The organism is Winogradskyella sp. (assembly GCF_013042245.1).
GTDB lineage: Bacteria > Bacteroidota > Bacteroidia > Flavobacteriales > Flavobacteriaceae > Winogradskyella.
This window is the reverse complement of sequence record NZ_JABDQL010000130.1, coordinates 1-24,251: the sequence shown is the minus strand read 5'-3', so window position 1 is coordinate 24,251 and position 24,251 is coordinate 1. Positions and strand designations below refer to the sequence as shown.

Annotated in this window: 20 protein-coding genes, 1 tRNA gene and 2 pseudogenes; 9 read left to right on the top strand and 14 right to left on the bottom strand. The window is 33.5% G+C overall.

The genetic code is table 11. From position 1 onward, the window contains the following. Positions 1-20: 20 nt before the first annotated feature. Positions 21-479: pseudogene (locus HKP48_RS10170) on the bottom strand (CsgG/HfaB family protein); the annotation flags it as partial. 147 nt (positions 480-626) lie between these two features. Here HKP48_RS10170 and HKP48_RS10165 point away from each other — a divergent pair. After that, complete coding sequence (locus HKP48_RS10165; protein WP_296345477.1) at positions 627-1,640, top strand: glutamine synthetase beta-grasp domain-containing protein; 1,014 nt, start codon at positions 627-629, stop codon at positions 1,638-1,640. A gap of 551 nt (positions 1,641-2,191) precedes the next feature. On the opposite strand, the gene HKP48_RS10160 is transcribed toward HKP48_RS10165, so the two are convergent. The 3 genes and pseudogenes from HKP48_RS10160 to HKP48_RS10150 all read right to left on the bottom strand — a co-directional run bounded on the left by HKP48_RS10160 (position 2,192) and on the right by HKP48_RS10150 (position 6,095). Then, entirely contained in the window at positions 2,192-3,139 is a 948-nt protein-coding gene (locus HKP48_RS10160; protein ID WP_296345475.1) for a calcium/sodium antiporter, read from the bottom strand. Between the two features lie 150 nt (positions 3,140-3,289). Next, positions 3,290-3,753: pseudogene (gene tnpA, locus HKP48_RS10155) on the bottom strand (IS200/IS605 family transposase). A gap of 305 nt (positions 3,754-4,058) precedes the next feature. Beyond that, entirely contained in the window at positions 4,059-6,095 is a 2,037-nt protein-coding gene (locus tag HKP48_RS10150) for an endonuclease (protein ID WP_296345473.1), read from the bottom strand. 579 nt (positions 6,096-6,674) lie between these two features. Between HKP48_RS10150 and HKP48_RS10145 the strand changes: the two genes are divergently transcribed. After that, positions 6,675-6,827 carry an SsrA-binding protein gene (locus HKP48_RS10145; protein ID WP_296345470.1) on the top strand — a complete coding sequence of 51 codons (153 nt, stop codon included), beginning with the start codon at positions 6,675-6,677 and terminating at the stop codon, positions 6,825-6,827. A gap of 748 nt (positions 6,828-7,575) precedes the next feature. On the opposite strand, the gene HKP48_RS10140 is transcribed toward HKP48_RS10145, so the two are convergent. From HKP48_RS10140 to HKP48_RS10100, 9 genes are all read right to left on the bottom strand, one after another. Then, a complete protein-coding gene (locus HKP48_RS10140; protein ID WP_296345468.1) occupies positions 7,576-11,013 on the bottom strand; it encodes a DEAD/DEAH box helicase family protein in 3,438 nt (1,145 codons plus the stop codon). 78 nt (positions 11,014-11,091) lie between these two features. Beyond that, a complete protein-coding gene (locus HKP48_RS10135; RefSeq protein ID WP_296345466.1) occupies positions 11,092-11,394 on the bottom strand; it encodes a GIY-YIG nuclease family protein in 303 nt (100 codons plus the stop codon). A 187-nt stretch (positions 11,395-11,581) separates the two neighbouring features. Further along, positions 11,582-12,691 carry a restriction endonuclease subunit S gene (locus tag HKP48_RS10130; protein WP_296345465.1) on the bottom strand — a complete coding sequence of 370 codons (1,110 nt, stop codon included), beginning with the start codon at positions 12,689-12,691 and terminating at the stop codon, positions 11,582-11,584. Further along, the gene (locus HKP48_RS10125) at positions 12,691-14,190 is read right to left on the bottom strand and encodes a class I SAM-dependent DNA methyltransferase (protein ID WP_296345463.1); all 1,500 of its coding nucleotides are present in this window, start codon (positions 14,188-14,190) and stop codon (positions 12,691-12,693) included. The genes HKP48_RS10130 and HKP48_RS10125 overlap by 1 nt, the downstream gene beginning before the upstream one ends. 59 nt (positions 14,191-14,249) lie before the next feature. Continuing rightward, positions 14,250-15,524: a DUF2130 domain-containing protein gene (locus HKP48_RS10120; RefSeq protein WP_296345461.1), complete on the bottom strand. Its 1,275-nt coding sequence runs from the start codon at positions 15,522-15,524 to the stop codon at positions 14,250-14,252. A gap of 64 nt (positions 15,525-15,588) precedes the next feature. Further along, entirely contained in the window at positions 15,589-16,590 is a 1,002-nt protein-coding gene (locus tag HKP48_RS10115) for a WYL domain-containing protein (RefSeq protein ID WP_296345459.1), read from the bottom strand. Next, on the bottom strand, positions 16,580-17,851 hold the full coding sequence (locus HKP48_RS10110; RefSeq protein ID WP_296345457.1) for a type II toxin-antitoxin system HipA family toxin: 1,272 nt from the start codon (positions 17,849-17,851) through the stop codon (positions 16,580-16,582). Before HKP48_RS10110 ends, HKP48_RS10115 begins: the two co-directional genes overlap by 11 nt. Before the next feature lie 3 nt (positions 17,852-17,854). Further along, positions 17,855-18,118 carry a helix-turn-helix transcriptional regulator gene (locus HKP48_RS10105; RefSeq protein WP_296345455.1) on the bottom strand — a complete coding sequence of 88 codons (264 nt, stop codon included), beginning with the start codon at positions 18,116-18,118 and terminating at the stop codon, positions 17,855-17,857. 1,005 nt (positions 18,119-19,123) lie between these two features. After that, positions 19,124-19,197 (bottom strand) — tRNA-Arg (locus tag HKP48_RS10100). An 85-nt stretch (positions 19,198-19,282) separates the two neighbouring features. Between HKP48_RS10100 and HKP48_RS10095 the strand changes: the two genes are divergently transcribed. The 7 genes from HKP48_RS10095 (at position 19,283) to HKP48_RS10065 (ending at position 23,754) form a co-directional block, all read left to right on the top strand. Next, positions 19,283-19,918 carry a Crp/Fnr family transcriptional regulator gene (locus HKP48_RS10095; RefSeq protein ID WP_296345453.1) on the top strand — a complete coding sequence of 212 codons (636 nt, stop codon included), beginning with the start codon at positions 19,283-19,285 and terminating at the stop codon, positions 19,916-19,918. A 54-nt stretch (positions 19,919-19,972) separates the two neighbouring features. After that, the gene (locus HKP48_RS10090; protein WP_296345451.1) at positions 19,973-20,530 is read left to right on the top strand and encodes a YeeE/YedE thiosulfate transporter family protein; all 558 of its coding nucleotides are present in this window, start codon (positions 19,973-19,975) and stop codon (positions 20,528-20,530) included. 3 nt (positions 20,531-20,533) lie between these two features. Continuing rightward, complete coding sequence (locus tag HKP48_RS10085) at positions 20,534-20,944, top strand: DUF6691 family protein (protein WP_296345450.1); 411 nt, start codon at positions 20,534-20,536, stop codon at positions 20,942-20,944. Beyond that, positions 20,945-21,745, top strand: coding sequence for a sulfite exporter TauE/SafE family protein (locus tag HKP48_RS10080; RefSeq protein ID WP_296345447.1), 801 nt, complete (start codon positions 20,945-20,947; stop codon positions 21,743-21,745). It abuts the gene before it with no gap. A gap of 70 nt (positions 21,746-21,815) precedes the next feature. Next, the gene (locus tag HKP48_RS10075) at positions 21,816-23,222 is read left to right on the top strand and encodes an MBL fold metallo-hydrolase (protein ID WP_296345445.1); all 1,407 of its coding nucleotides are present in this window, start codon (positions 21,816-21,818) and stop codon (positions 23,220-23,222) included. 16 nt (positions 23,223-23,238) lie between these two features. Next, the gene (locus HKP48_RS10070) at positions 23,239-23,466 is read left to right on the top strand and encodes a DUF2892 domain-containing protein (protein WP_296345443.1); all 228 of its coding nucleotides are present in this window, start codon (positions 23,239-23,241) and stop codon (positions 23,464-23,466) included. Between the two features lie 18 nt (positions 23,467-23,484). After that, positions 23,485-23,754: a heavy-metal-associated domain-containing protein gene (locus tag HKP48_RS10065; RefSeq protein WP_296345441.1), complete on the top strand. Its 270-nt coding sequence runs from the start codon at positions 23,485-23,487 to the stop codon at positions 23,752-23,754. Between the two features lie 29 nt (positions 23,755-23,783). Here HKP48_RS10065 and HKP48_RS10060 read toward each other — a convergent pair whose 3' ends face one another. Next, positions 23,784-24,059, bottom strand: a complete 276-nt coding sequence (locus tag HKP48_RS10060) for an ATP-dependent Clp protease adaptor ClpS (RefSeq protein ID WP_296345438.1) — start codon at positions 24,057-24,059, stop codon at positions 23,784-23,786. Positions 24,060-24,251 lie beyond the last annotated feature (192 nt).

Genomic DNA, 24,251 nt, shown 5'->3' with positions numbered 1-24,251 from the left:
TATTGTTTTTAGAGATTCCCTTAAGGTAATATTGTAAACTCAGCATTAAAGTCGATTGATGTAAAAGCTTCATTCAGCACTCCTTCATTTTTTAAATTAAATTGATTAATTGATGCATTAAGATTTAGATATGGGTTTAAGTATCTTTTGTAACCAATACGACCAAAAATCTCAGGTCTAGATGCAGGTAAATCGCCATCAATTATACTGGTACCAGCAGCTAAACTTATAGTTCCTTTACCACGACGATCTCTATACAATCTATCATAGCGTTTGGTTTCTCCCACTATGTTTTTTTCTTCGTAATAATTTGTCAATAAGTCGTTAACCGCCTCTGAATCTTCATCACTTACTGCCCAAAGATTGTCCGAAACACCTTCAATAACTAGAGCGTGTATAGCTTTTTCAACTGCTTCGGTGACAGCCAACTGTATAGGCTCATTTCTAGTAAATCCTGTTTCTGCTTCTAGCAACCTTTGAAAACCTACAAATCAAAAGCGAAAACCTTATAGTTAATAAATTACATATAGATGTTAATAAGAATGAACAAAACACGCCCCTTTGTTGATGGCTAAAAATGAAAAAAAAATTATCTTTGGGCTTTCGCTAATTTAACACAACACAAAATGAGCAAATACAAGTTAGAGTATATTTGGTTAGATGGTTACAAGCCAACACAAAACATGAGAAGTAAAACTAAGGTTGAAGAAAACTTTAGTGGAAAATTAGAAGACTGTCCAATATGGTCTTTTGACGGTTCATCGACAAAACAAGCCGAAGGTGGTTCATCAGACTGTCTTTTAAAACCAGTAGCAATTTATCCTGATCCTACAAGAGAAAATGGATATTTGGTTATGACGGAAGTTTTAAATGCTGATGGCACTCCTCACGAATCAAACGGAAGAGCGACTATTGATGATGATGATGATGATTTCTGGTTTGGTTTTGAGCAAGAATATTTTATTATGGATAAGCATACGCAATTGCCTTTAGGTTTCCCTATAGGAGGATATCCTGGACCACAAGGTATGTATTACTGTTCTGTTGGAGGACGCCATACACACGGTCGCTCATTTGTTGAGGAACATGCCGATTTATGTATTGCTGCTGGATTAAATTTTGAAGGTATCAACCAAGAAGTTGCTTCTGGTCAATGGGAATATCAGCTTTTTGCAAAAGGTGCTAAAAAAGCTGGAGATGAAATTTGGGTTTCACGATACTTACTAGATCGTTTAACCGAGCAATACGGTTATTATATTGAGTACCATCCAAAACCTGTAAAAGGTGATTGGAATGGTTCTGGTATGCACGCCAACTTCTCTAACACCACATTAAGAACTTGCGGAAGTCAAGAAGTTTATGAAAAAATCTGTGAAGCTTTTAGACCTGTAGTAAAAGAGCACATGGCTGTTTACGGTGAGTTTAATGACGAGCGTTTAACTGGTTTACACGAAACGGCTCACGTCGATGACTTTAGCTATGGTATTTCTGATAGAGGTGCTTCTATTCGTATTCCTATCATAACTGTTGAAAAAGGATGGAAAGGTTGGTTAGAAGACAGAAGACCTGCTTCTAATGGTGACCCTTATAAAATCGCTGGACGTATTGTTCAAACTGTAAAGTCTGCAAATATTTCATAACTACCTATAAGGTAGTATTTTAAAAAAAGCGACTCGTGTATGAGTCGCTTTTTTATTTATATATTTGAACACAAATTTATTTAATAACTAAGTGTTTAAATTATGGGGAATTTACACAAAGTAGTTCTAGTACTCTTTTTTTTATATTGTTTTAATGAAGCAAATGCACAAGACCGTTATAACCCTTGGACATTCAACATAGGTCTAAACGCTGTAGAGCTGTCCGAGTAATAATAGAAGGAGAAATTAGCTTTAGTAGTTGTTTGATAATAGGCTGTCCGCTAAAGTTATTACTTTTGTTTATATATCTAATTTTGTAGTAAAAATCAAGATATAAACTAAAGCGGAAAATCCATCAAGCAAATCCCGCTTTTTAAAATATTTATCGGACACTACTGATTTTAAATGAAATAAGCCCTAATAGGTTAAAGTCTCAAGGTTTTGGAAAAAAATCCTATCGCAACTAATATGGTGATTGAAGGGATAAGAAAAAATAGACGCGTAGAAATAGTTTTAGCAAAGTAAAATTCGCTAATAAAATTAAGCGTATCTTAAATAAAAGCCAATCCAGCAAACACCAGATAAGAAATAAAAAGCAATAGTCCTTTTCTACGACCAATCTCAAATCGTTTTCCAAAAAATACCAGAGGAATAAGTATTCCTGAAAAACCAATCATCCAAAATATATTAGTCGATAATATTTTTGAAGATTCTACAGCTATGGGTTTTATAATTGCCGTAAGCCCCAAAACGGAAGCTATATTAAAAATATTTGAACCTATAAGGTTTCCAAGAGATATGGCTTTTTCTTTTCTAATAGCTGCTATTACAGAAGCAGCTAACTCTGGCACGCTTGTACCTATAGCTATAACTGTCACCGAAATCGCATAATCACTAATACCAAAAGATTGAGCAAGCCCTTTTGCCCCATCAACTAACCACTCTGAACCAAAATACAGACCTGCTGCACCTATAACTAACCAAGCTCCTATTTTAAAATTGGAAATTATAGCTAAACTTTCATCAACTACATCTACAATACTAGCTTTAGTTTTTTTTCGTGAATCCCAAACCAAAACAATTAAGAATAAAACCAAAACAATAAAAAGTATAGTTCCCTCTATTTTAGAGAGTAAATTGTCGTTTTTCAAGAAAAAATATAAAGCAAATGACATAAACATAAGCATAGGCCAATTGAGTTTATAAAACTCCCTGTCTATAGCCAATGGAGAGATTAAAGCCGTAATACCCAAAACCAGACCAATATTAGCAATGTTAGACCCAATAACATTACCCAAAGCGATGTCGCTAACACCATCTAAAGCGGCTTGTATACTCACTAAAAGCTCTGGAGCAGAAGTCGCAAAAGAAACAACTGTCATACCAATAACAAGCTTAGAAAGCTTTAGTTTAAAAGATAAGCCGACTGAGGCTCGTACAAGAAAATCTCCACCAATAACAAGTAATGATAGACCTATTAATATTAGTAAAACATTCATTCAAAAAAACAATTTTTGCGAAGATACTACTTAAGATTGAACTAGTCTTTTTATCAATATTAATCAATTCACAAAATCTTAAAAATTGCTATAAAAACAACTCCCTAAAAGTTGCGTTTATTGGTTGAATTCAAGCATTATTAAATTAGCTTAAATAAATTTGAGTATCAATCTTAAAGTTAGTTGATCAGAATGTACTTTTCTGTATTCTTTATACATACCTTGATTTTTTACATATGCTTTTATAACTTCCTCATTTGAATACTGTCTAACTGTATTTGCATAAAATTCACTCGTCCAAAATTTACCTCCCCATAATTTTAATTTAATTTCAGAATATCTTTTGAACAATTCTTTCGCTGTTATACTTTTTAACATCCTAATCATTTTTGAAACCGAATAATTTGGAACACTTTGTACTAATAAATGAACGTAATTTGATTCATAACCTATTTCTATAAAATGAACCCATATCGTGCTGAAATTTCTATACAAATCTGTTTTAATCCCTCTCCTATTTCTTCATTTATAACTGACTTTCTGTATTTCAAAGGAAATACTAAGTGATAAAGAAGTAACGTTTTGTTATGTCTCTTGAAAATGTGTTCTCCCATAAATCGAAATTCAGCTACATCCCGAGGCAGAGCCTCGAGGAATTCTTTTTGATTAAAATCTAATGGCATTACTGCAAAAGTTTCTAAACTAAAGCGTAATAAATCTGGTGAAATTGTAAAGATTAAAATTAGTCTTAAAGATAAAAACGCCAACTCTAGCACTGCTACTTTTGAAAACAAAAACAGCATACCAACTATTAATTTTGGATAACAAGGCGGTACACTTGTGGTTTCTTCTAAGAAGTTTTAAGCGTAAAATTTTTGAGAGAATAAAGCCTGAAATTAAGTGTTTAGGTTTTTTTATTTTACTTTACAACCAATCGTTTGGTCTGGATAGCTTCATTCTGTTTCACTTTCAGTAAGTAAATACCAGGATCTAAATTTAATTGTGCTGTATTATTTGCATCTATCTTTAAAGTTGAAATCTTTCGGCCTTCGATAGAATAAACGACTACTTTAGCTTCAGAATTTAACCCTTCAAAAATCAATTTGTTATTCACAGGGTTTGGATAAAAGGTAAATCTATTCAATTCATTGTCATCAGTACTTAAAGCACCATTATATATCATTCCTACTTTATCTCCCCAAATATAATCTACTAAATCTGGTAAGTCTATAAATGGATTTCTATTACGCTGCCACTGATATACAATATTATTTCTATTCATCTCAAAATCATCAGGTGTATCATCTTGGTGCCATTGTAACAATGTAGCTAAGTCGCCTAACTCGCCTGTTCTAGGGAATGGTAAAGGAGGAAAGCCATTAACAACTGTTAATCCGTTATATCTTAACTCCATATACATAACACTACGCGCTACATCTCCTCTAAAGCTTGTAGATATAGACATATCCTCTTTTATAGCACCATTGTATTCTTCTGCTCCAAAATTATTACTGTAATTCCTATTATTTCTCCGGCTATTCTCTCCTCCGTCAGCAACTCTTAATGCATGCGCATCTGAATAACCATGTCGTGATGAATCAACGCTTGTAGAAATAAATGAATTAATTCCTGTAGCAAAATCATCAAAATCTTCCCATTCATCAAAATCAGCTCGAGATCTTGGAAATGTGTGTTCTCTATTCCATTTTCCAGTACTACTTCCCGTAGTTTGTCTATCTAATTTAGACCTTGGCTGCTCTACGTATAGCATCCAAACTTGATTACTATTTAATGGGTATTGATCCGCTTCTGCCAAAATATCATAAACGTCTGCGTAACTATGTGTCCTTACGGTATTTTCATCTGCTATAATTGCAGTTACAGCGTCTCGAAGTGCTTGTCCTGATTTACCATTTAAACTACTATAATAATTTGCTGGTTGAGTGCTAGTAACAAAAGTATAGGTAGGCATAAGTGGTGTCCCCCAAGGTGCTGTTGTAAAATCGTTATCTATGACTCTAATAGTTATAAAATTATTTCCAGCAACAGCAGGATTTATAGATGTAGGCTGAAATTCTTGCTCTAGGTTTTCAATTTCTATAATCAATTCTTCATCACCTTCATCTAAAAAGTCATCTAAAAGCACTATAAATGTACTTGCTGTATTTGTATTTTGAGATATGGTAATATTAGTTGAGCCAGAATAATCTCCTGTTGTAAATTCGCCATTTACTAAAGTGATATTAAAGTTAGTATCCGTATCTACATTTGTTGCCGCTGTAAATGTGATAAAAAAGCTATCACCTTCGTTATATTCAATTTGGTCTACTATGATAGTAACTGGATTAACTATTACACCACTAGCATCATTTAGTGCTCTTGGTGTTGGCAATTTAGACTCATAAGTTCCATCTGCTTTTCTTTGTATGGAATTTAATAAGTTAGTTGAACTAGAACCTTCAAAATATTGAGTAGTTTCACCTAACGCCATTAATAAATCATTATCTACTGGACTATTAGTTGATGTATCATAAACTAAAGCTTCTACAAGATTAAAACCTGAAGTCGCTGGTGTTTTATCTGGGAAATTATTTATGGAAGTTTGGTAGATGGCAACACCATCAGGTCCATTTTGAAACAACCCATCATTTATAACTACTTGCGGAAATGGAAATACGTTTTTATTACCCATAACAAATAAGCCATTACCGTCGGTTTTAAGACCTGCTAAATCAAAAGCCAAGTAACTTAAGTTATTTCCTTCTGCGGTATTGTTACCGTTAAAAAACACCAATATATAACCATCTAAAGTAAAGTTAGGTGTTTGAGATTTTATTTCAATAAACTCCTCATCATCTATACTTGTGTCATTGGCATCTAGTTCATTAATTACCAATACTTGAGACCACCCATAAGTGACGAACACAAGAAAAAAAGAGATAAAAATATTACGCATATTAGTTTTTTTTTCAAATATACACCTAATACTTGCTTATAAACATTAAATAATTTTTACTAAAAAACATATGATTTTTGTCAGTTCTTATTTTGAAAAATGCTCCTGTTGAATTTAAAAAAAAGACGAAACATTAAAATATTGAAGATTTATTGAAAAATTATCCCTTAGTTTAAAAAAATAGTTCCAAAAACACCCTACAATTATTATAATATATAACTATATACGACTATTTACATTTCATATAATAACTTCATTCAAGGATATAAGCTTTCATATTAAAACTAAATATATTTTTTTACTTATAAATTCATATTTAAATTCACAGATTTTGACAAAACTATTTGGCAGGAGGTTAATTACCTATATATATTGAAAACTCAATCAAAAAATTAGAGTAAAATATTAACCTTTTAAAACCTTAAAAACCATGCTAACTATTGTAAAAGTAATTGTAGAAATAATATTCTCAATTTAAAAAAAGACCAACCAATCAAAAACTAAATCAATCAATCAAAACAGAAAAACTTAGCCAAAAGCTAAGTTTTCTTTTTTTAGTTACTTTTGAGACTAAACAATATGAAAAAAGCAGCCTTTAAAATTTTAGCAAAAGCAAATAAGCTAATCTTACCATCATTTACAAAAAAACAACTAGACCTAGCTAAAGCAAGTAAATTTCAGTTAGCTATCATTGGTTGGCGTGCTTATGTAACCAAAAATGCTTTGGATTAAATAAGTATTATTTATCTTATTAAAGACGTTGTAAGTTTCTATTTCTTGGTTATATTCTTGGCAATAAAATCTTAAACACCTGATTACTTACTATACTTTGAGTTCCATTATTTCTAAAAAAGATATTTTCACAAGAGCTTTGCCATTTGTGGCATTCTTCTGGTCTTCCAAAAAGAGAATTGACAATGTGTTTATCGATATTTTCTATTTGCTGATCAATATATTTACGTTGTCTTATTATTGATCCTTTAGGCTTCTCTAAAGTATTTTTAAGTAGTGTTACGAAAAATTTTAACCTTGCATAAACATAGGGTTTTTACACCTTAAAAAATTTAATTTCATCTTGTATCGATTGAAAATGTCTATCTCTAACAATTAACCTTAGTTGTTGTAAGAAATCCTTAGATATTTGTATTCCTAGAAATGAGTTTTCTGATTCTGACAAATCTGATTCTTCTATTTTATGTATTTCTTATCTGAAAGCGATGATTAGCCTCTTTTAAAGACAAACCAATACGAAGTGCATTAATAATTTGATTAGGGAAGATTCCGGTTCTTCTCGAATTGTTTAATGTATCCACGATATTCTCTTCTAGAGATTGTGGTGTGTCTAATTGCTAAAGAAGCGTTTCTATCTCAGCGTCCCAAAAGTTTTGATATGCAGTCATACTAAAAGTATTAAAGATAAATACTGCAATATTAAAGGATAATTATGCAGTGTAACTGCACAATGGAAAAGAACTAGTTATTACCCAATATTCAAATTCACTTCATCAATAATGGATACTATGGTCTTAACTTTATTATCTTCAAACAACCCAATAATACCATCATCACTAGCTTCGTTAAATGGCGGTTGCGTCAATATTTTTTTGTCTAATGTACCGTTGGTATTTAGATAATTGATTAGGGTTTGAATAAATGTAATTTGAACAGGACTTAAATTTTTATCTTGAATAAAATCTGAAAATAATTGGTTTACCACTTTAATATCTAAACCAACAATACTCCGAACAAACTTACCTAGAGGTTGCTCACCATATTCTTTTTCATACTCTTCCTTAGAGCCCAATTCGTCATTAAATAAAAAGGTTTCCAATAATTCTAATTCTTTTTGTGTAATTGGAATATTTTTATGGAGCCTATCTATCACTAAATGTGTCTTATTTTTGCGAATGAAGGTTTCCACACGGTCTTTATAACTCTTTAATCTGGCATAGGTAGGTAGTATATCTACCTCAGTAACTTTATCGCGCTCAATATGGTCATCAAAATCTGTGTAAACAGGCTTAAGCTGTTCTTTACCTAAAAATTGTAATAAATCCCTAATTTCTATTCTAATACGTTCTAAAACACTTGCATTAGCAGATTTCCAAAAGGTTTCTTCTTGTAATTCTTTTAATAATGGTAGTTTGGCTTTTACATTTGGTACGGTTCGTTTCTTAAGCAAACCTTGAGATATACTCACTAATTTACCGATATACTGATGCTGTTTGTTAGTGGCACCTAACAACAGTGCTAATTGAAAATTGAGCATCAATAAATCAAAGCGTTTTGCACCTTCATCATCATTAGGATTATAGGCCTCCAAGCCTGATAGGTTTTCACTAATGTCGTGAACATCTACCTGAGATAAATTATCCCATCGTTGTCTATTTTTAAATGCTTCAACAAGGGCTAAATGCTTGCGTACTTCAAAACGATTTTTATCAAGATTACTAATAATATTATGTAAGTGACTGGTATATTGCTCTGCGAGGTGGTCATCTTCTTGGGTGCTTTCTGTATTATCACGGATTGCCATAATCACATTAAGATGCGCATCAAATATCTTAGCCGATAATGTTTTAGACGCTGTGCTTTTCAAGCCATCTGGAAACTCATTAAAAAAACTGAAGTTATCGCAGATATCGAAAATAACAAACGCTGTTTTATCCATACCTGGACCAAATAAATTAGGGCGCAAGCGTGTGCCGCGACCAATCATCTGCCAGTATTTTGAATACGATTTAACTTGTTTAAAAAACACTAGATTTACGACTCTTGGCGCATCTACACCTGTGTCCATCATATCTACAGAAACCGCAATTTGAGGTTCCAATTCTATTTTATCTTCACAAAAATTTTCTAATAAATCCTGTGCTTTACTCTCGTAATTATCAATGACACGTAAAAAATTGCCTGAAAATTCTGGATAGTTTTTATTAAAGCGTTCCTCAATGAACAATGCGTGCTTATGGTTTTTAGCAAATATGATGGTCTTTCCTAGTTTATCGCCACCTTCTACTTTTATGCCATTATGCATCAAATGGTCTAGCACAACATCAACCGTGGCTTCATTGAATAAAAATGAATTAATGGCAGATTTACCAATCTGTATATCATCATCGCCTTCAGCGCCATCTAAAAAGGTGGCTTCAAATTTTTCTTTATCCTTGTCAGACAACTCTTCATATTTAATCCCTTGATGTACGAACTTTACTGGTACGTTAATGGCTTTTGGTGGCACTAGATATTCATCTTTTACCGCTTGGTTGAGTTCATAGGCAAAGGTGGGATTATCGTCATCTATTTTGAATAAATCATACGTATTATGATCAATATCCTTTTTTGGGGTTGCTGTAAGACCAATTAATATAGCATCAAAATAATCGAAAATAGCGCCATATTTCTGATAGACTGAGCGATGTGCTTCATCTATGATGATCACATCAAAATGGCCAGAACCATAAAAACGCCCATCTTCATTTTTTAACTCATCAATACGGTTCATTATCGTAGGATAGGTAGAAAAAACCAATCGTGTGGAATGGTCTTCTTCTTCCTTTGTTAAATCTATGGCACTTAAATGTGGTAGGTGTTCTTTAAACGCATTTTTGGCTTGTGTTACTAGGGCATTTCTATCGGCAAGAAATAGCACACGTTTTGCCCAATTGCTCTTGGTTAACATATCTACTATAGCCGCAGACGTTCTTGTTTTTCCGCTACCTGTAGCCATTACTAGTAAGGCTTCTCTGTTATTGCCTTTAAGTTGATGATTTTTGGTCGTCACCAAAGCTTCTGCGACACGCTTTATGGCTTCTAATTGGTATGGTCTTCCAGCAATATCGGTATTCACCTGAAATTGCCTTACATCTTTACGAGTTGTTCTGCGTTCTATGAGGTACTGTAACTCTTCTTTGGTATAGAAGCCACTCACTTTTCGTTCTGGATAAAATAGGTCATCCCATAAATAGGTCTCAAAACCATTACTATAAAAGATGATTGGGCGTTGCCCAGTTTCTGCCTCCAAACAATTGGCATATAGTTGGGCTTGATGTTTGCCTTGTTTAGCATCAGCAAGTGATTTTTTAGCTTCTACAACAGCCAATGGCTTGCCATTATCATCCCACAACACATAATCTACATACCCAATGCCTGAAGGATTTACGGATGTAGGCATTCCTGTGACCTTGTACTCCAGGTCTTGTTTTGGTTTTAAATTGTGCCATCCTGCCTCTTGTAACAGCACATCAATGTATAGCAATCTCGTTTCTGCTTCTGGTGTTAAAGGCGGTACTACTTCTTCAAAAATAACTTCCGTTTGGCGTGCTTCCTTACGCGCTTTTAATTGCGCTTCTTGTTCTTCTACTTTACGCTTTAGAAGCTCATTTTCTTCTTGTAATTGTTTGGCTTTTTCTTCTTTCTCCTTGTTTTCTGCAATTAATTTACCAATGGCTTCCGACTTATCCTGTAACTCTTGTTTTGTTTTCTCATCTACAGCACCTTGTGGAATTATGCTTTCGCGAAAGCTAGGTATCTCTGGATATGCTTCATTATAATGAATGGCTAAAAAGGACAGTAGCCTAAAAATACTCCGCAAACAAATGAGTGCTTGTCTATTTTTTATGGACTTACCGTGAGCAGCGTCATTGCCAATTTTACGCACAAGAGTTAGCTCTTGTAGTAGTTGGGAACTTACATCAAATTTAAAGGAGTTATCATACATTAAACCCGCTAGTGTGGTATCGTAAGGACGCTCGTAATCTGGGTCATTATCATACAGCCAATTCACTGTAAGTTCTAAAACAATACGGCATTGTAGCGCCGCATATTTAGGTGCAATATACACATACTGCTCTGCCTCCGAAGCCTCTTTATAGAGGTCTGGAAAGTCATTTTGTATGAAATTGAAATTGGTTTGCAAAGGCTGCTGAGTTTTAGAATTTAAAGATGTTAAATTTTCACTGGATAGGCAAGTTTATCTTTGTTATTACAAACTTGATTAGGGATCTAAGGGTTTCCACAAGTTATTCCAATTAGGATTCTCTTGTTCTATAAGGTCTATTTTCCATTGCCGATGCCAATTTTTGAGTTGTTTTTCGCGTTTTATAGCCTCTTGTATGTACTTAAATTCTTCGTAATACACCAGTTGTTTTAGGTTGTATTTTGTAGTAAAGGTACTGCCTTTTCCAGATACGTGTTGTTCCATTCGGTTATCTAAACCACCGGTAACGCCAATATAAAGCGTGCCATGTGGTTTATTGGTAAGGATGTATACCCAATAGTTATGATAGGCACGTTTCATAAATTAAAGATAGGCTATTTTATATTACTTCCGCTTTTTGATGCCTAACTTATGTTGTCATTCCTCCCATATGTTGTCATTCCTCCCATATGTTGTCATTCCGAACTTGATTCGGAATCAAGTTCAGCATGACAGGTCTGTGGTGCAGCATGACAGGTTTGTGGTGCATCATAATAATAACGGTTTGTCACCCTGAACAGGATTCAGGGTCTAAGCTGCTACCAACCAACTCTCCTTTAAACGCCTTTTGCAACAAACTATGAAACAAGTGCTCTGCTTGCTTAAGCTGCTCTTGGGCAATGGCTTCTTGGGACTCTATATCTTGAATGCGCAGAGCGAATTTATTTTGTAATGTTATTGGTGGTATAGGTGCTAATTCTCTATGTACTAACTTTCTATCCAAAGTAGGAACCCCAGCGCCATGCGAAAACCTTTTTAAATCAAATTTTTCTATAAAAAATTTCAAATAAACAATGTTATTTTCAAAGGTTTTGTAACTATACAAACTTGTGTTTAAAGGCCAACTTTTGCCTTTAATCAATTGAACTTTACCTATTGAACCTGAACGTCCAGTGACAACAATATTCTTATTAACTTTAAATTGGTTATGATAACCAACTATTCCAGTTGATGCTGCAATTGGAATATCTCCATTTACTCTCTTAGAATGTGGTAAATCATAACCCCTCTTTAAAGAAACGACATCCTCAAATTTTATTTTATCCCATCCTTTTGAATTGACTCTAACGTCCCCAAACATTTCCAAAAACAGGCTTTGTTTTAAGGCATCGTATTTATCTATGAGGGCTTTTGTTTTTTTGCGGTAAGCATCTGCGGTGTCTAATACCTTGGCAATGTGTTGTTGTTGCGGTAGTGGTGGTAGTGGGATTTTGACTCTAGAAACTGTTTTAAAGTTAATAGCTGCCATTGAAGTGCTCTGTGAAGCTTTAAGTAATTGTTTTTGAGCTAAATCACTCCATAGAACTCTGTAAAGAAAATCTGGACATACAATGTCTTTATTAAAATTAATCTTGAACATATTATTTGCAAGTACACCTGAAAGTCCTCTACCAATAAAACCTACTGCACCATATCTAACCATTATAATATCATCAAATTTTACGTGATATTTTTTATCTTGTTTTGGTATGTATCTGAATTCTTTAGAGCTTTGAGTATAATTAATGATTCTAAGAAAAGTATCAGAATTGAAAAATTTTTCAATTTTCTGGTCTGAAATTGGTACTTGTTGCCCTTGACTAAAACTTGCTATTTCGCCTAATTTGACTTCTTTCATTATCCCAACAATGTTTTAAGTTCTTTTAAAGCCTGCTGGCGGTCTTGGTCTAATTGTTCAATGGCATTAATAATTACCTCTGGTGCATCGTATTTGATTTCTTCATAAACAATTTCTTTATAACGGTTAATGCTTAAGTCCCAGTCGTTGGTTTTTATTTCAGAGAATGGTACTAGGAAGCTTTGGGCTGTGCGTTTGCGTTGGTGTTCTTGAGATTGCTTCGCATCCGCTCGCAATGACGTAAAGCGCTCTAATATATCTGGGATGTCGTTATCTTTTATGGCGTTGCGCTTGTCGTCTAGGCTATACCCATCGGCTTTCATATCGTAAAACCAAACGTTATCAGTTCCGCCAGAGTTGGTTTTGGTAAATAGTAAAATGGCAGTACTTACGCCAGCATAGGGTTTAAAAACGCCACTTGGCATAGATATTACTGCATCTAATTTTTGTTTTTCTACTAACGCTTGACGTAAGCTTTTATGGGCTTTAGAGCTGCCAAAGAGCACACCATCTGGTACAATTACTGCCGCACGACCACCCACTTTTAGGGCACGTAGCATTAGAGATAAAAACAGTAATTCTGTTTTTTTGGTTTTGGTAGTTTGTAGCAAACTGCTTTCTACAGCATCGTAGTCTAAACTGCCTTTAAATGGTGGGTTGGCAAGAATAAGTGTGTAGTCATCTTCCACATCTGCATTGGCTTCACTCAAGGCATCTTTACCTACCAAAGTTGGGGTTTCTATACCGTGCAATTGCAAATTCATTGCGGCAATACGCAACATGGATGGGTCAAACTCAATGCCATGAAACATATGGGTATTAAAATGCGCTCTAAAATTTTTGTTGGTAAACCAATCCTTATGGTTGTCGTAGATATACTCGCCAGCACTTACTAAAAATCCTGCGGTACCACAAGATGGGTCACAAATGACATCGTCTTGTCGTGGCTGTACCATCTCTACCATCATATTAATAATATGTCGTGGTGTACGAAACTGTCCATTAGTACCTGCCTCTGCAATTTTAGAGAGCATATACTCGTACAAATCGCCTTTGGTATCGCGATTATCCAATGGTAAGGTGTCTATTTGTTGTATTACCTTATCCAGCAACTTCGCTGATGGAATCATAAAAATGGCACCTTTCATAAACTTGGCAAACTCGCCGCCATGGTCGCCAATGGTTTTTATAAAATCAAAAGCTGTAAGGTCATCCAAATCGCGTTGTGGTTTGGTAAACAAATCAAACAACACCTCTGGGTCTTTGTGTTTAAAACTGCTCCAACGTAAGGGTTTGAGATGCTCTGTATAAATGGGTTTGTCCATAGGAACACCTAATAGGCTTGCCTGTTTTTCCATACGGTTTTGTTTATCATCTAATTGTTTGATAAAGATGAGATAGGTAAATTGCTCTATTACCGTGAGTGGATTGGCAATACCGCCTGTCCAGAAGTCGTTCCAGATTTTGTCTATTTTAGATTTTATTTCGCCTGTAATCATTGGTTAAATATGCTGTTTTTTTAGTGTTGTAAATGTAGTTTTAAATCTTTGGATTAACGTTATTTTAAATCTTCAAACTTTTGCTTCATGGTAGGGTTACCATGGGTTAATTTTTTGATGGTTAGACCGTCTGCTTTGTTGTTGGCTAAACGTAAATGATTGGATGTTAAACGCAAGGCTTCCTTTATCTTATTAAGATGATCAATGCTTTTATCAATTTCGCTCATTGCTGTATCGAATTGATTGGCTGCATTAAAGTAGTTTTTGTTAAACCCTTCTCTAAATATATTTAGTTTTTCTTCAAAATTAGTGACATCTACATTCTGATTTCTAATGACACTTAATTCTGTTTTATATTGCAAAGACTTCATGCCAGCATTTCGTAATAATGTAATTATAGGAATAAAAAACTGAGGCCTTACGACATACATTTTTGGGTATTTGTAAGATACGTCTACAATACCCGTGTTGTATAATTCATTATCTGCTTCTAACATAGATACGAGTACGGCATATTCGCAACCTTTCGCTTTTCTATCCTTGTCAAGTTTTGCAAAGAAATCTTCGTTTTTCTTTTTGGTAGCTGTATGGTCGTTTTCATTTTTCATCTCGAACATGATGGAAATAATTTCATTTCCGTTAGTATCGTCTTCTTTATAGATATAGTCGCCTTTTGTACCACCAGAAGCATCGTTATCTTTTTCGAAATGAGCATTTTGAAACGCTGTGGCTCTTAATTTATTAAATTCATTTTCACAATGCAATTCTAAAGTTTCACCGGTCATTTTTGTAGATAACTTTTGCTTGTAATCTTTTAAGCGCTCTATTTCTTCGTCCTTTAATTTTAAATCTTTAGCAACATGATCTAATTCGCGTCTAAAATCTTCTTTTAAAGATTTTTCTAGGTTTTCTTTTTCTGCTTCTTTGAGTTTGATATCATTTTCTAGCTGATTTTTTTGTTTTTCTATAGCATTAACAGCTTGCTGTAGTTCTAGTTTTTTCTCAGTTTCTGATTTATCAATTTTAGATTGCAACTCTTGAATCTGTTTTTCTTTTTTTGAAACCTCATCAACTAGTTCAGATTTACTTTTATGTTTTAGTGCTTCTATTTCACTTTGTTTTTGTGCCAACTGTTGCTGGAAAGCACTATTTAATTCAGACTCTTTTAATTGTAATGCTGTCTGCTTTTCTTTATTAGCTGACTCCAAACGATTGTTTAGCTCGTCTTGAAATTGTTGATCACGTACTTGTTTAACGATGTCTGTATACACGCTGTCATCTACCTTGAAAACTTCTTTACAATTTGGGCATTTTACGGTGTTGTCTTTATTCATAATTTATTTTTTATATTGATAACACTACGAATTTAGGGCTGAAGTGTGCAGGGTGTTTGCATAGTTAGTTTTTATAAAATTGGTGCATTGCTTGAGTATGGGCTCTTATTTGCTCTCTTAATAGCGCTGGCTCCAAAACCTCTACATCTTGCCCATAGGATAAGATTTGCTGAATAAGTTCTTGGTTAAGAATTGTTTCAAACCAAATTTGGTCTTGTTTGTCATCCGCAAAAAATTCTTCATAATCTGGATGAAATGGTTTGGTTTTAAAATATTGTTCTCTGCCATTATAAAAACGTAGCACAACTCTTTCTAAGTGTGCGTCTTTATGTCTTACAACACCAACCATAGATCTAAAAAAGGCTTCCCAATCTTTGTCTGCATCTAAATAATTGACATCTTCGAGTGTTTTAAAACTGATAAGTCTTTCATCTAATGGTATACTCCATGCTTTAATGGCTCTAGTTTTGTTAAAACCAAAAACAAACCATCGTCTATTGTATTGTTTTAAGATATGTGGGTGAAATTCAAAAACTGAGGATTCCTTATCTTTAAAGCCTCTATAAATTACCTGTAAAACTTGCTTTTTCTTGATAGCTAGATATAACGGCTTAAGGTGATTTATACCTTTATATTCTTCGTTATGGTCATAAAACAGTATTCTGGATGCATCGTTTTCTTGCTCCTCTTCATCTTGAAACTTAATTAATGCTTCTGCCAGTTTGTTATACTTAGGATGATTTTCAAATCTAGACAACAACTGTTGTGCAGCTTCAATTAAGTAGTGTTCGTATTTTTGTAAAGGTCGCTGTGCAATAGAGAAATTAGTATCTGAGTACTTATAAATTCTCATACCTTCTTTTAGTGGTGCTCCAAATCCGTCTTTCTTATCTCTGAACACTTTAATGTCTTCACGTAAGGTTCTTTCTGAAATATTTTCTCCGGGATATAGCTCTTCAATACCTTCATTAACTACATTCAATAATTCCTCAAAACCATAAGACTTATTGCGAAAGCAATGGTCTAGAATATTATATCTCAAATGTGCGTGTGTGCTATTTGCCATATTCTATTTCTTTTATTTCTTTTTGAATTGCTTTAATAATATTCTCAGGTATTTCTAATTCAGTAGCAAGCGCTGACCATCGCGGAATTAAGGCTTGGACATCTTCAATAATGCCTCTAGGGTTTTTTATAGAAAATTCTTCAGCAATAGTAAGGACATCTTTAATAGTTAATGAAGTACGCTTACCATTAATGGATAAGGCTCTAGATGTTGTTTTGAATGTGAATAGTGGATTGAGCGCATAGGTTAAATCGTATGCAGGCCCTAAATTCCAACGATTACTTTCTTTGTTATAGATAAAACTATGGTTTTTTAAATGGTCGTCTACATTTTTAAAAACCAAATTGAATACCATACGCTTAAATAGTTGCTGTAAATCCTTATGTGGCACTTCTAGACCTAAAGCTACCTTGAAAACATTCTCATAGGAAGAGTTTTCCGGTTGACTCTTAAAGTCCCAACCCGTTAAACCAGTAACGGTTAATACGTGCTGTTTTTCTCCGTTTTGTCTATCATATCTAAGTGTAGCAAAATGTTTATTGTCTATCAGCTTAGAGTGCATCATATCGATACCTGCTTCTTTTGCCAATAAGTAATAGACATATTCTACTTTTTCTTTATTATAGCCATCACTATCATCTATATGAAGTTTTACTAAATAGTGATTATAGTCTTCACTAATTTCTCTATCACCCGCAATAATTTCTCCTGTTTTTTTATGTTCTGATACTACTATTTTTGGTCTTGCGCCACCTGCTGAGGTTCCTATTTTAAAAACGTTTAGTAATGCTAATTCGCTGAGGTCTTTACCCGTTGTGTCTTCTTTTAGTTTAAGAACCTTTTCTAAGATTGTGATTACCTCATCAATATTAATATTTGTTGCATTGGGCAATTCTCTAATAGGTTTATATTCTAGTGCACCCATACCACGGTCTGCGACATAGGCCAATTGCTCTAAAGGTGTTACTTTTTGTATTCCTCGTGTAGTTAGCCATTCTTGAAATATTATATTACCAAAAGTATCAGGCAAGGAATCTGCTATCATAGGTGGTAAGCCTTGAAAAGTGTCTTGTTGGTATTCTGTGAACACCTGTACTTGTTTTGTGTGTTTGAAAATAAACGGAAATAGTTTTGAATACTTTCCAGAATCTAAGAATCCCGGATTGTATTGAAAAAAGGATTTACCCTGATCTAAGTCATAACCTAATTTTCCGATTTCTAAGCCAAAAGCAAGTATATCTATGATTTTATCTCTAGCCATTTATTAATACAGTGAAATATCGTTTTGATTTGTTATAGTCTTATCTATTTCTTTGGTAATAGATGGCAATAACCCAAAATGATTTGCTACTTTTAGCACATTGTCGAGCGTAGCATTTTTACCCTTTTCGATGTTTTGAATGGTTGTGCTTGAGACATCTAACACCTCTGCTAAATCTTCTCTAGATAGATCATTTGATTTACGAAGTGCCTTACACGCCTCTCCAATCTTGACTTTTACATCTTTTATTGTTATTACCTCTAACATATTATTACCATTATAATGTCTAAATATACATATATTTTATTAAAATAACCATTTTATTGGTAAATATAAATAACTTATGATACTGCTTGTTGTCTTTTAACGCATCTTCATTGATACTATTTTATCTGAGATTTGTCGGTGTTGCGTCGGTGTTGTGCATTATTTCTGTTATCTATTTTGTAATACCAATTATTACTCAAAATAAGCCATATAATTCGCTTCTATTGCGTCTAAACACAATATATTCCAAATTATTTATAGCTCATTTTAAATAACAATTGGTATAAATAAGTACTTGTAAATGTTCAACTATGTTTGTCTTTACAATTTGCAGAAAAGCTAATTAAGTTGAACATTTCGCGCATCCGTGACCTAATACGCTCCCCATCTTTTTCTTGAAGTTCTTCTGCGTTAAGAGTTGTTGTAATATGAGTTAAGATGTCTTTTTGCGTAAACACCTCATATTTAAACGTATTGTAATAGACTTATCTAAAGGTAGTATGTTTGATAAAGCACATTTTTTACGTCAACCAAAATACGTATTGCAAGTTCGCACCAGAAGAACAAGAAAAAAGAACAGTAAGAAACGCTAAAATATCTAATGCAACTACTTTAATAATCGTTGCAATTATAATCTACCGTAAATTCTTTTAAAACAAAATGGCAAGAAGAATATAAAAAATAACATCACCTTTTGGTATTACAACCTCAAACTTTTTAGAGAGAAACGTATAGCATTAGGATTGAGCCAAACAAAATTAGTATACCTAATTTATGGAAAGAAAGATAGCGTCAATGTAATTTCTGATATTGAAAATCACATGAAAGCAATGAACCAAAATATAATAGACAAATATTGTAAAGTCTTTAATTGTGAAGTTGTTTTCGTAGAGAAAGCGTACAATAGCGTACAATAAGAAACAATATTGTCGTGAAAATATGGGGAAAAAAGAAATAAAAAAAAGTGTAAGACACTCATTTAAAACATCTTACACTTTCAAGTTGTGACCTCGACAGGATTCAAACCTGTAACCTTCTGAGCCGTAATCAGATGCGCTATTCAGTTGCGCCACGAGGCCTTTTAAAGTGGGTGCAAATATAATACAATATTTAAAAAACAACCAAACTATTTATTTCAAAAAATTGAAATGATTATTTTTGAATATGATAAACAAAGAAATGCTTCAATCGTACGATTATTTATTCGACGAAAGGCTGATAGAAGAAATTGCAAATGTTGCAAATTTAAAATCTTTTAAAAAAGACGATATTATAATCGATGTCGACCAACAGCTTCTTTATATTCCACTACTTATAAAAGGAAATATCAAAGTTTCACGAGAAAATAAAAATGGAGAAGAGTTGCTGTTATATGTACTAGAGTCAGGAGACACTTGCGCTATGTCTTTAACTTGTTGTATGTCTAAATCTTCTAGTAAAATTAGAGCTGTTGCTGATGGAGATACTGATGTTATTATGATTCCTATAGCCTACATGCAACTTTGGTTTCATAATAACGAAAAATGGCGAAATTTCATCCTTCAAAGTTACCAAATTCGTTTTGACGAAATGCTAGAAACTATAGACACCTTGGCATTTATGAAAATGGATAAACGTTTATTTAAGCTCTTGACAGATAAAGTAAAACTCAGCGCTTCTACTACACTTAATATAAGCCATCAAGACATTGCAGAAGATTTAAACACCTCTAGAGTTGTTGTTTCAAGATTACTTAAGCAATTAGAAAACAAAGGGAAAATTAAACTTGGCAGGAATAGAATTGAGGTTTTGGACTTTTAGTAACCTTTGTCACATTTACTATAATTTATAAGTTTATTTTTGCAAAAAACATCTATGGATTACATTTTACAACCTTGGCCTTGGTATATTTCTGGGCCATGCATAGCAATAGTTATGTATTTGCTTTTATATTTTGGAAGAACATTTGGCATGTCTTCAAACTTAAGAACGCTCTGTGCTATTGGTGGAGCCGGAAAAAAAGTACCTTTTTTTGATTTTGATTGGAGAGCTCAAAAATGGAACCTCATAGTTGTTTTAGGCGCTATAGTAGGTGGATTTATTGCACAACATCTTTTGTCTAATCCTACGGATATTAATCTAAGTCCAGAGACGATTAAGGACTTAAATACTTTAGGTTTCGAAAATGCTGGTAAATCATTACTTCCACCAGAATTGTTTAATTGGAAAAATGTATTTAGTATCAAAGGAATACTAATACTTAGTATTGGTGGCTTTTTGGTAGGCTTCGGAACTAGATATGCTGGAGGTTGCACCTCTGGACACGCCATTACAGGGCTAAGTAGTTTACAATTACCATCCTTAATTGCTGTTATCGGCTTTTTTATTGGTGGACTAATCATGATTCATGTTATATATCCAATCTTATTTTAAATTATGGGCAAGTACATAAAATTCTTTTTGGTGGGTATATTTTTTGGTATCGTTTTAGTAAAGTCTGAAGCTGTATCATGGTATCGGATTTTTGAAATGTTTAAATTTCAATCTTTTCACATGTACGGTATTATTGGCTCTGCTGTATTTACTGGAGCGCTACTTTTAATTATTTCAAAAAAGCAAAGGACAACAGATGGTCAATTAATAAGAGTTCCGAAAAAGGATAAGGGTTTTAAAAAATACCTTATTGGAGGAAGTGTTTTTGGGCTAGGCTGGGCATTATGCGGTGCTTGTCCTGGACCCATGTATATTCTCGTTGGCACAGGTGTTTTTTCGATATTAATAGTGATTGCTGCTGCACTTTTTGGAACTTATATTTATGGCCTACTAAAAGACAAACTCCCGCATTAAATGGAAACCAATGAAATTCTAGGATATCTAGCATCAGTAATAGCCGGTATCATTATGGGCTTAATTGGTGGTGGCGGTTCAATATTATCCGTTCCGATTTTAGTTTATTTATTGGGCTTTAATCCAATAGTTGGGACAGCATATTCTTTATTTGTAGTCGGTGCTACTTCTACAGTTGGCGCATTTCAAAGTTTAAGGCAAGGGCTTGTAGACTTAAAAGCAGCACTTATTTTTGCTATTCCATCAATAATTGGTGTGTATCTAACCCGCCGTTATGTAGTTCCTATTTTACCCGATATCATGTTTACTGTTGGTGATTTTAAAGTCACTAGTGGTATTTTTATAATGATTGTTTTCGCCATAGTAATGCTTATGGCTAGCTATTCAATGATTTCTGATAAAAGAAGGTTAATCAATGACACAGACCAGACCATTGATTACAATGCAGTAACCGTTTTTATTTTAGGCCTACTCACAGGGACAATAAGTGGTTTTGTTGGAGCAGGTGGTGGTTTTTTAAATATTCCTGTTTTGGTGTTATTTGTAAAATTACCAATGAAAAAAGCTATTGGTACTTCTTTGTTTATAATTTCAATGAAGTCTTTGATAGGATTTTTAGGTGATTTGAAGACTATAGATATTGATTGGAATTTTCTCTTAAGCTTTACAGTTCTTTCCATAATTGGGATTATTTTAGGACTTTACTTCTCAAAATTTATTGATGAAAAAAAACTAAAGAAAGGCTTTGGATATTTTACTTTAATAATGGGTGGTTATATTATTTGGAAAGAAATCTTTTAACACAATGTGATAAATGTCACATATGTAAAAATTAGGTTTTGTAAATTTGTAAGACTAAAAAAGAAAAATCATGAAAATAGAACAATTGTACACAGGATGCTTAGCTCAAGGTGCCTACTACATTGAATCTGAAGGTGAAGTAGCTATTATTGACCCTTTACGTGAAACACAACAATACGTTAATAAAGCAGAAACCAATAATGCTAAAATCAAATATATTTTTGAAACGCATTTCCATGCAGATTTTGTATCTGGTCATGTAGATTTAGCAAAAAAAACAGGAGCAACTATAGTTTTTGGACCAGGAGCAACAACCGAATACAATATTCATTCAGCAAAGGATAATGAAGAGTTTAAATTAGGAAAACTTACAATTAAAGTTTTACACACACCTGGCCATACACTAGAGTCTACAACTTATCTTCTAATAGATGAAAACGGAAAAGACCATGCTATTTTCTCTGGAGACACATTATTCTTAGGTGATGTTGGCAGACCAGATTTAGCTATAAAATCTGATTTAACAAAAGAAGATTTGGCAGCTATGCTTTTCGATTCACTTAGAAGTAAGATTATGCCTTTAGCGGATGATGTTATTGTGTATCCTGCTCATGGCGCTGGTTCCGCTTGTGGTAAAAATCTCAGTAAAGAAACAGTTGGCGTTTTAGGAGAACAAAAGAAAACCAACTATGCGCTCCGTGCAGACATGACAAAAGCTGAATTTGTGAAAGAAGTACTCGATGGTATTACTCCACCTCCACAATACTTTGCAAAGAATGCCATGATGAACAAAATAGGCTACTCCACTTTTGAAGACATACTACAAAAAGGAGATACACCTCTAAAACCAGAAGATTTTGAAGCTTTAGCAAATCATGAATCTGCATTAGTTTTAGATGTACGCCCTCAAGCAGACTATATAAAAAGTCATATTCCTAATTCAATTTTTATTGGACTAAATGGTCAATTTGCACCATGGGTTGGCGCGTTAATTACGGATTTAAAACAACCTCTAATTTTAGTAGTACCAGAAGGAAAAGAAGCTGAAGCTGTTACACGTTTATCTCGTGTAGGTTATGACAATACTTTAGGTTACTTACAAGGTGGTATTGATGCTTGGCAAAAAGCTGGAAAAGAAATTGATACATTAGAATCTATTTCTGTTGAAAAGTTTGCTAAACGTGTTAAAGACGGAAACATAAATATTCTTGATGTACGTAAAGACGGTGAGTTTAAATCTATGCATTTAGAAGATGCACAACACTTTGCCTTAGACTTTATTAATGATAACATGAATGAAATTAGTAAAGACAAAACCTACCACATACATTGTGCTGGTGGTTACCGTTCAGTAATTGCTGCTTCGATTTTAAAAGCTAGAGGTTTTGACAAATTAGTGGACATCTCTGGTGGCTTTGGAGCTATTAAAAAAACAGATTTACCAACTACAGATTTTGTATGTCCAACAACGTTGTGAAAAAAATGTTGAAAACATGAACTTTAAACATAATTTATTCGTACAAAAAAATATGGGTGATTTAGACAAAGGTATAAGAGTGGTAATTGCAGCTGCAATTGCTTCACTATACTATTTCAATGTTATTGAAGGAACATTAGCTTATGTTTTAATGGCACTGGCTATCATTTTCTTATTGACAAGTTTTGTTAGTTTTTGTCCTTTGTATACACCATTTGGGATAAGCACTTGTAAACGCAAATAAAATAGATAAATCAATAATATGGAAACTTGCTTCACAATACAGAATTTAAAATGTGGTGGCTGTGCCAATACAATCGTTACAGAACTTTCAAAAATTGAAGGTGTTTCTAATGTTATCGTAAATAATGACACCAAGGTAGTTTCTCTCAACTTTGATACTGAAACACAATTAGAGCGCGTAACAAAAAGACTTTCAAATTTAGGTTATCCCTTAATTGGGAAAAATAATTCTCTTCCTAAAAAAGCAAAGTCTTTTGTAAGTTGTGCTGTAGGGCGAATGACAAAATAAAAAAAAACCTTTATTACGGGATTTTTTATTTATACTATTTCAGCACTGAGTCCGGCCTGTAAAAGCTTAGAACATCGTGGTTTTAAGTCTTCATACGGACCTGTTTTCACAGTACACTTTCCCTTATAGTGCACAAGAATAGAACACTGCTCTGCTTGCTCTGGTGTATGATCACAAGCATATATTAACGTATCAATGACGTGGTCAAAAGTATTAACATCGTCATTAAACAATACAATCTCGTTTTGCTTGACGACTTCTTCTTTAATTAATAATTTTTCTTGTAGTTTCTCTTGAAATTCCATGGCAATAAACTATTATAAGCTAATTTAAAAAATTTTCTTCACTAAAACGAATAAGAGTACTCATCTAGCAGGGCAAACGCATCATAATTTGAGTATTTTTAGCATATATTGATTATTGATAGCCGCTTTTAGTCTTCTGCTTTTAATACCCACTTTAGCTTTGATATCTTTTTTAAGAAGATTTAAAGCGAT

What these genes read in the sequence shown, in the direction of transcription:
- HKP48_RS10060 (WP_296345438.1), bottom strand. Translation starts at nt 24,059, where the DNA reads ATGGAATTTCAAGAGAAACTACAAGAAAAATTATTAATTAAAGAAGAA.
- HKP48_RS10165 (WP_296345477.1), top strand. Translation starts at nt 627, where the DNA reads ATGAGCAAATACAAGTTAGAGTATATTTGGTTAGATGGTTACAAGCCA.
- HKP48_RS10115 (WP_296345459.1), bottom strand. Translation starts at nt 16,590, where the DNA reads ATGGCAAATAGCACACACGCACATTTGAGATATAATATTCTAGACCAT.
- HKP48_RS10080 (WP_296345447.1), top strand. Translation starts at nt 20,945, where the DNA reads ATGGAAACCAATGAAATTCTAGGATATCTAGCATCAGTAATAGCCGGT.
- HKP48_RS10090 (WP_296345451.1), top strand. Translation starts at nt 19,973, where the DNA reads ATGGATTACATTTTACAACCTTGGCCTTGGTATATTTCTGGGCCATGC.
- HKP48_RS10065 (WP_296345441.1), top strand. Translation starts at nt 23,485, where the DNA reads ATGGAAACTTGCTTCACAATACAGAATTTAAAATGTGGTGGCTGTGCC.
- HKP48_RS10130 (WP_296345465.1), bottom strand. Translation starts at nt 12,691, where the DNA reads ATGAAAGAAGTCAAATTAGGCGAAATAGCAAGTTTTAGTCAAGGGCAA.
- HKP48_RS10085 (WP_296345450.1), top strand. Translation starts at nt 20,534, where the DNA reads ATGGGCAAGTACATAAAATTCTTTTTGGTGGGTATATTTTTTGGTATC.
- HKP48_RS10125 (WP_296345463.1), bottom strand. Translation starts at nt 14,190, where the DNA reads ATGATTACAGGCGAAATAAAATCTAAAATAGACAAAATCTGGAACGAC.
- HKP48_RS10120 (WP_296345461.1), bottom strand. Translation starts at nt 15,524, where the DNA reads ATGAATAAAGACAACACCGTAAAATGCCCAAATTGTAAAGAAGTTTTC.
- HKP48_RS10075 (WP_296345445.1), top strand. Translation starts at nt 21,816, where the DNA reads ATGAAAATAGAACAATTGTACACAGGATGCTTAGCTCAAGGTGCCTAC.
- HKP48_RS10105 (WP_296345455.1), bottom strand. Translation starts at nt 18,118, where the DNA reads ATGTTAGAGGTAATAACAATAAAAGATGTAAAAGTCAAGATTGGAGAG.
- HKP48_RS10145 (WP_296345470.1), top strand. Translation starts at nt 6,675, where the DNA reads ATGAAAAAAGCAGCCTTTAAAATTTTAGCAAAAGCAAATAAGCTAATC.
- HKP48_RS10160 (WP_296345475.1), bottom strand. Translation starts at nt 3,139, where the DNA reads ATGAATGTTTTACTAATATTAATAGGTCTATCATTACTTGTTATTGGT.
- HKP48_RS10070 (WP_296345443.1), top strand. Translation starts at nt 23,239, where the DNA reads ATGAACTTTAAACATAATTTATTCGTACAAAAAAATATGGGTGATTTA.
- HKP48_RS10135 (WP_296345466.1), bottom strand. Translation starts at nt 11,394, where the DNA reads ATGAAACGTGCCTATCATAACTATTGGGTATACATCCTTACCAATAAA.
- HKP48_RS10150 (WP_296345473.1), bottom strand. Translation starts at nt 6,095, where the DNA reads ATGCGTAATATTTTTATCTCTTTTTTTCTTGTGTTCGTCACTTATGGG.
- HKP48_RS10110 (WP_296345457.1), bottom strand. Translation starts at nt 17,851, where the DNA reads ATGGCTAGAGATAAAATCATAGATATACTTGCTTTTGGCTTAGAAATC.
- HKP48_RS10095 (WP_296345453.1), top strand. Translation starts at nt 19,283, where the DNA reads ATGATAAACAAAGAAATGCTTCAATCGTACGATTATTTATTCGACGAA.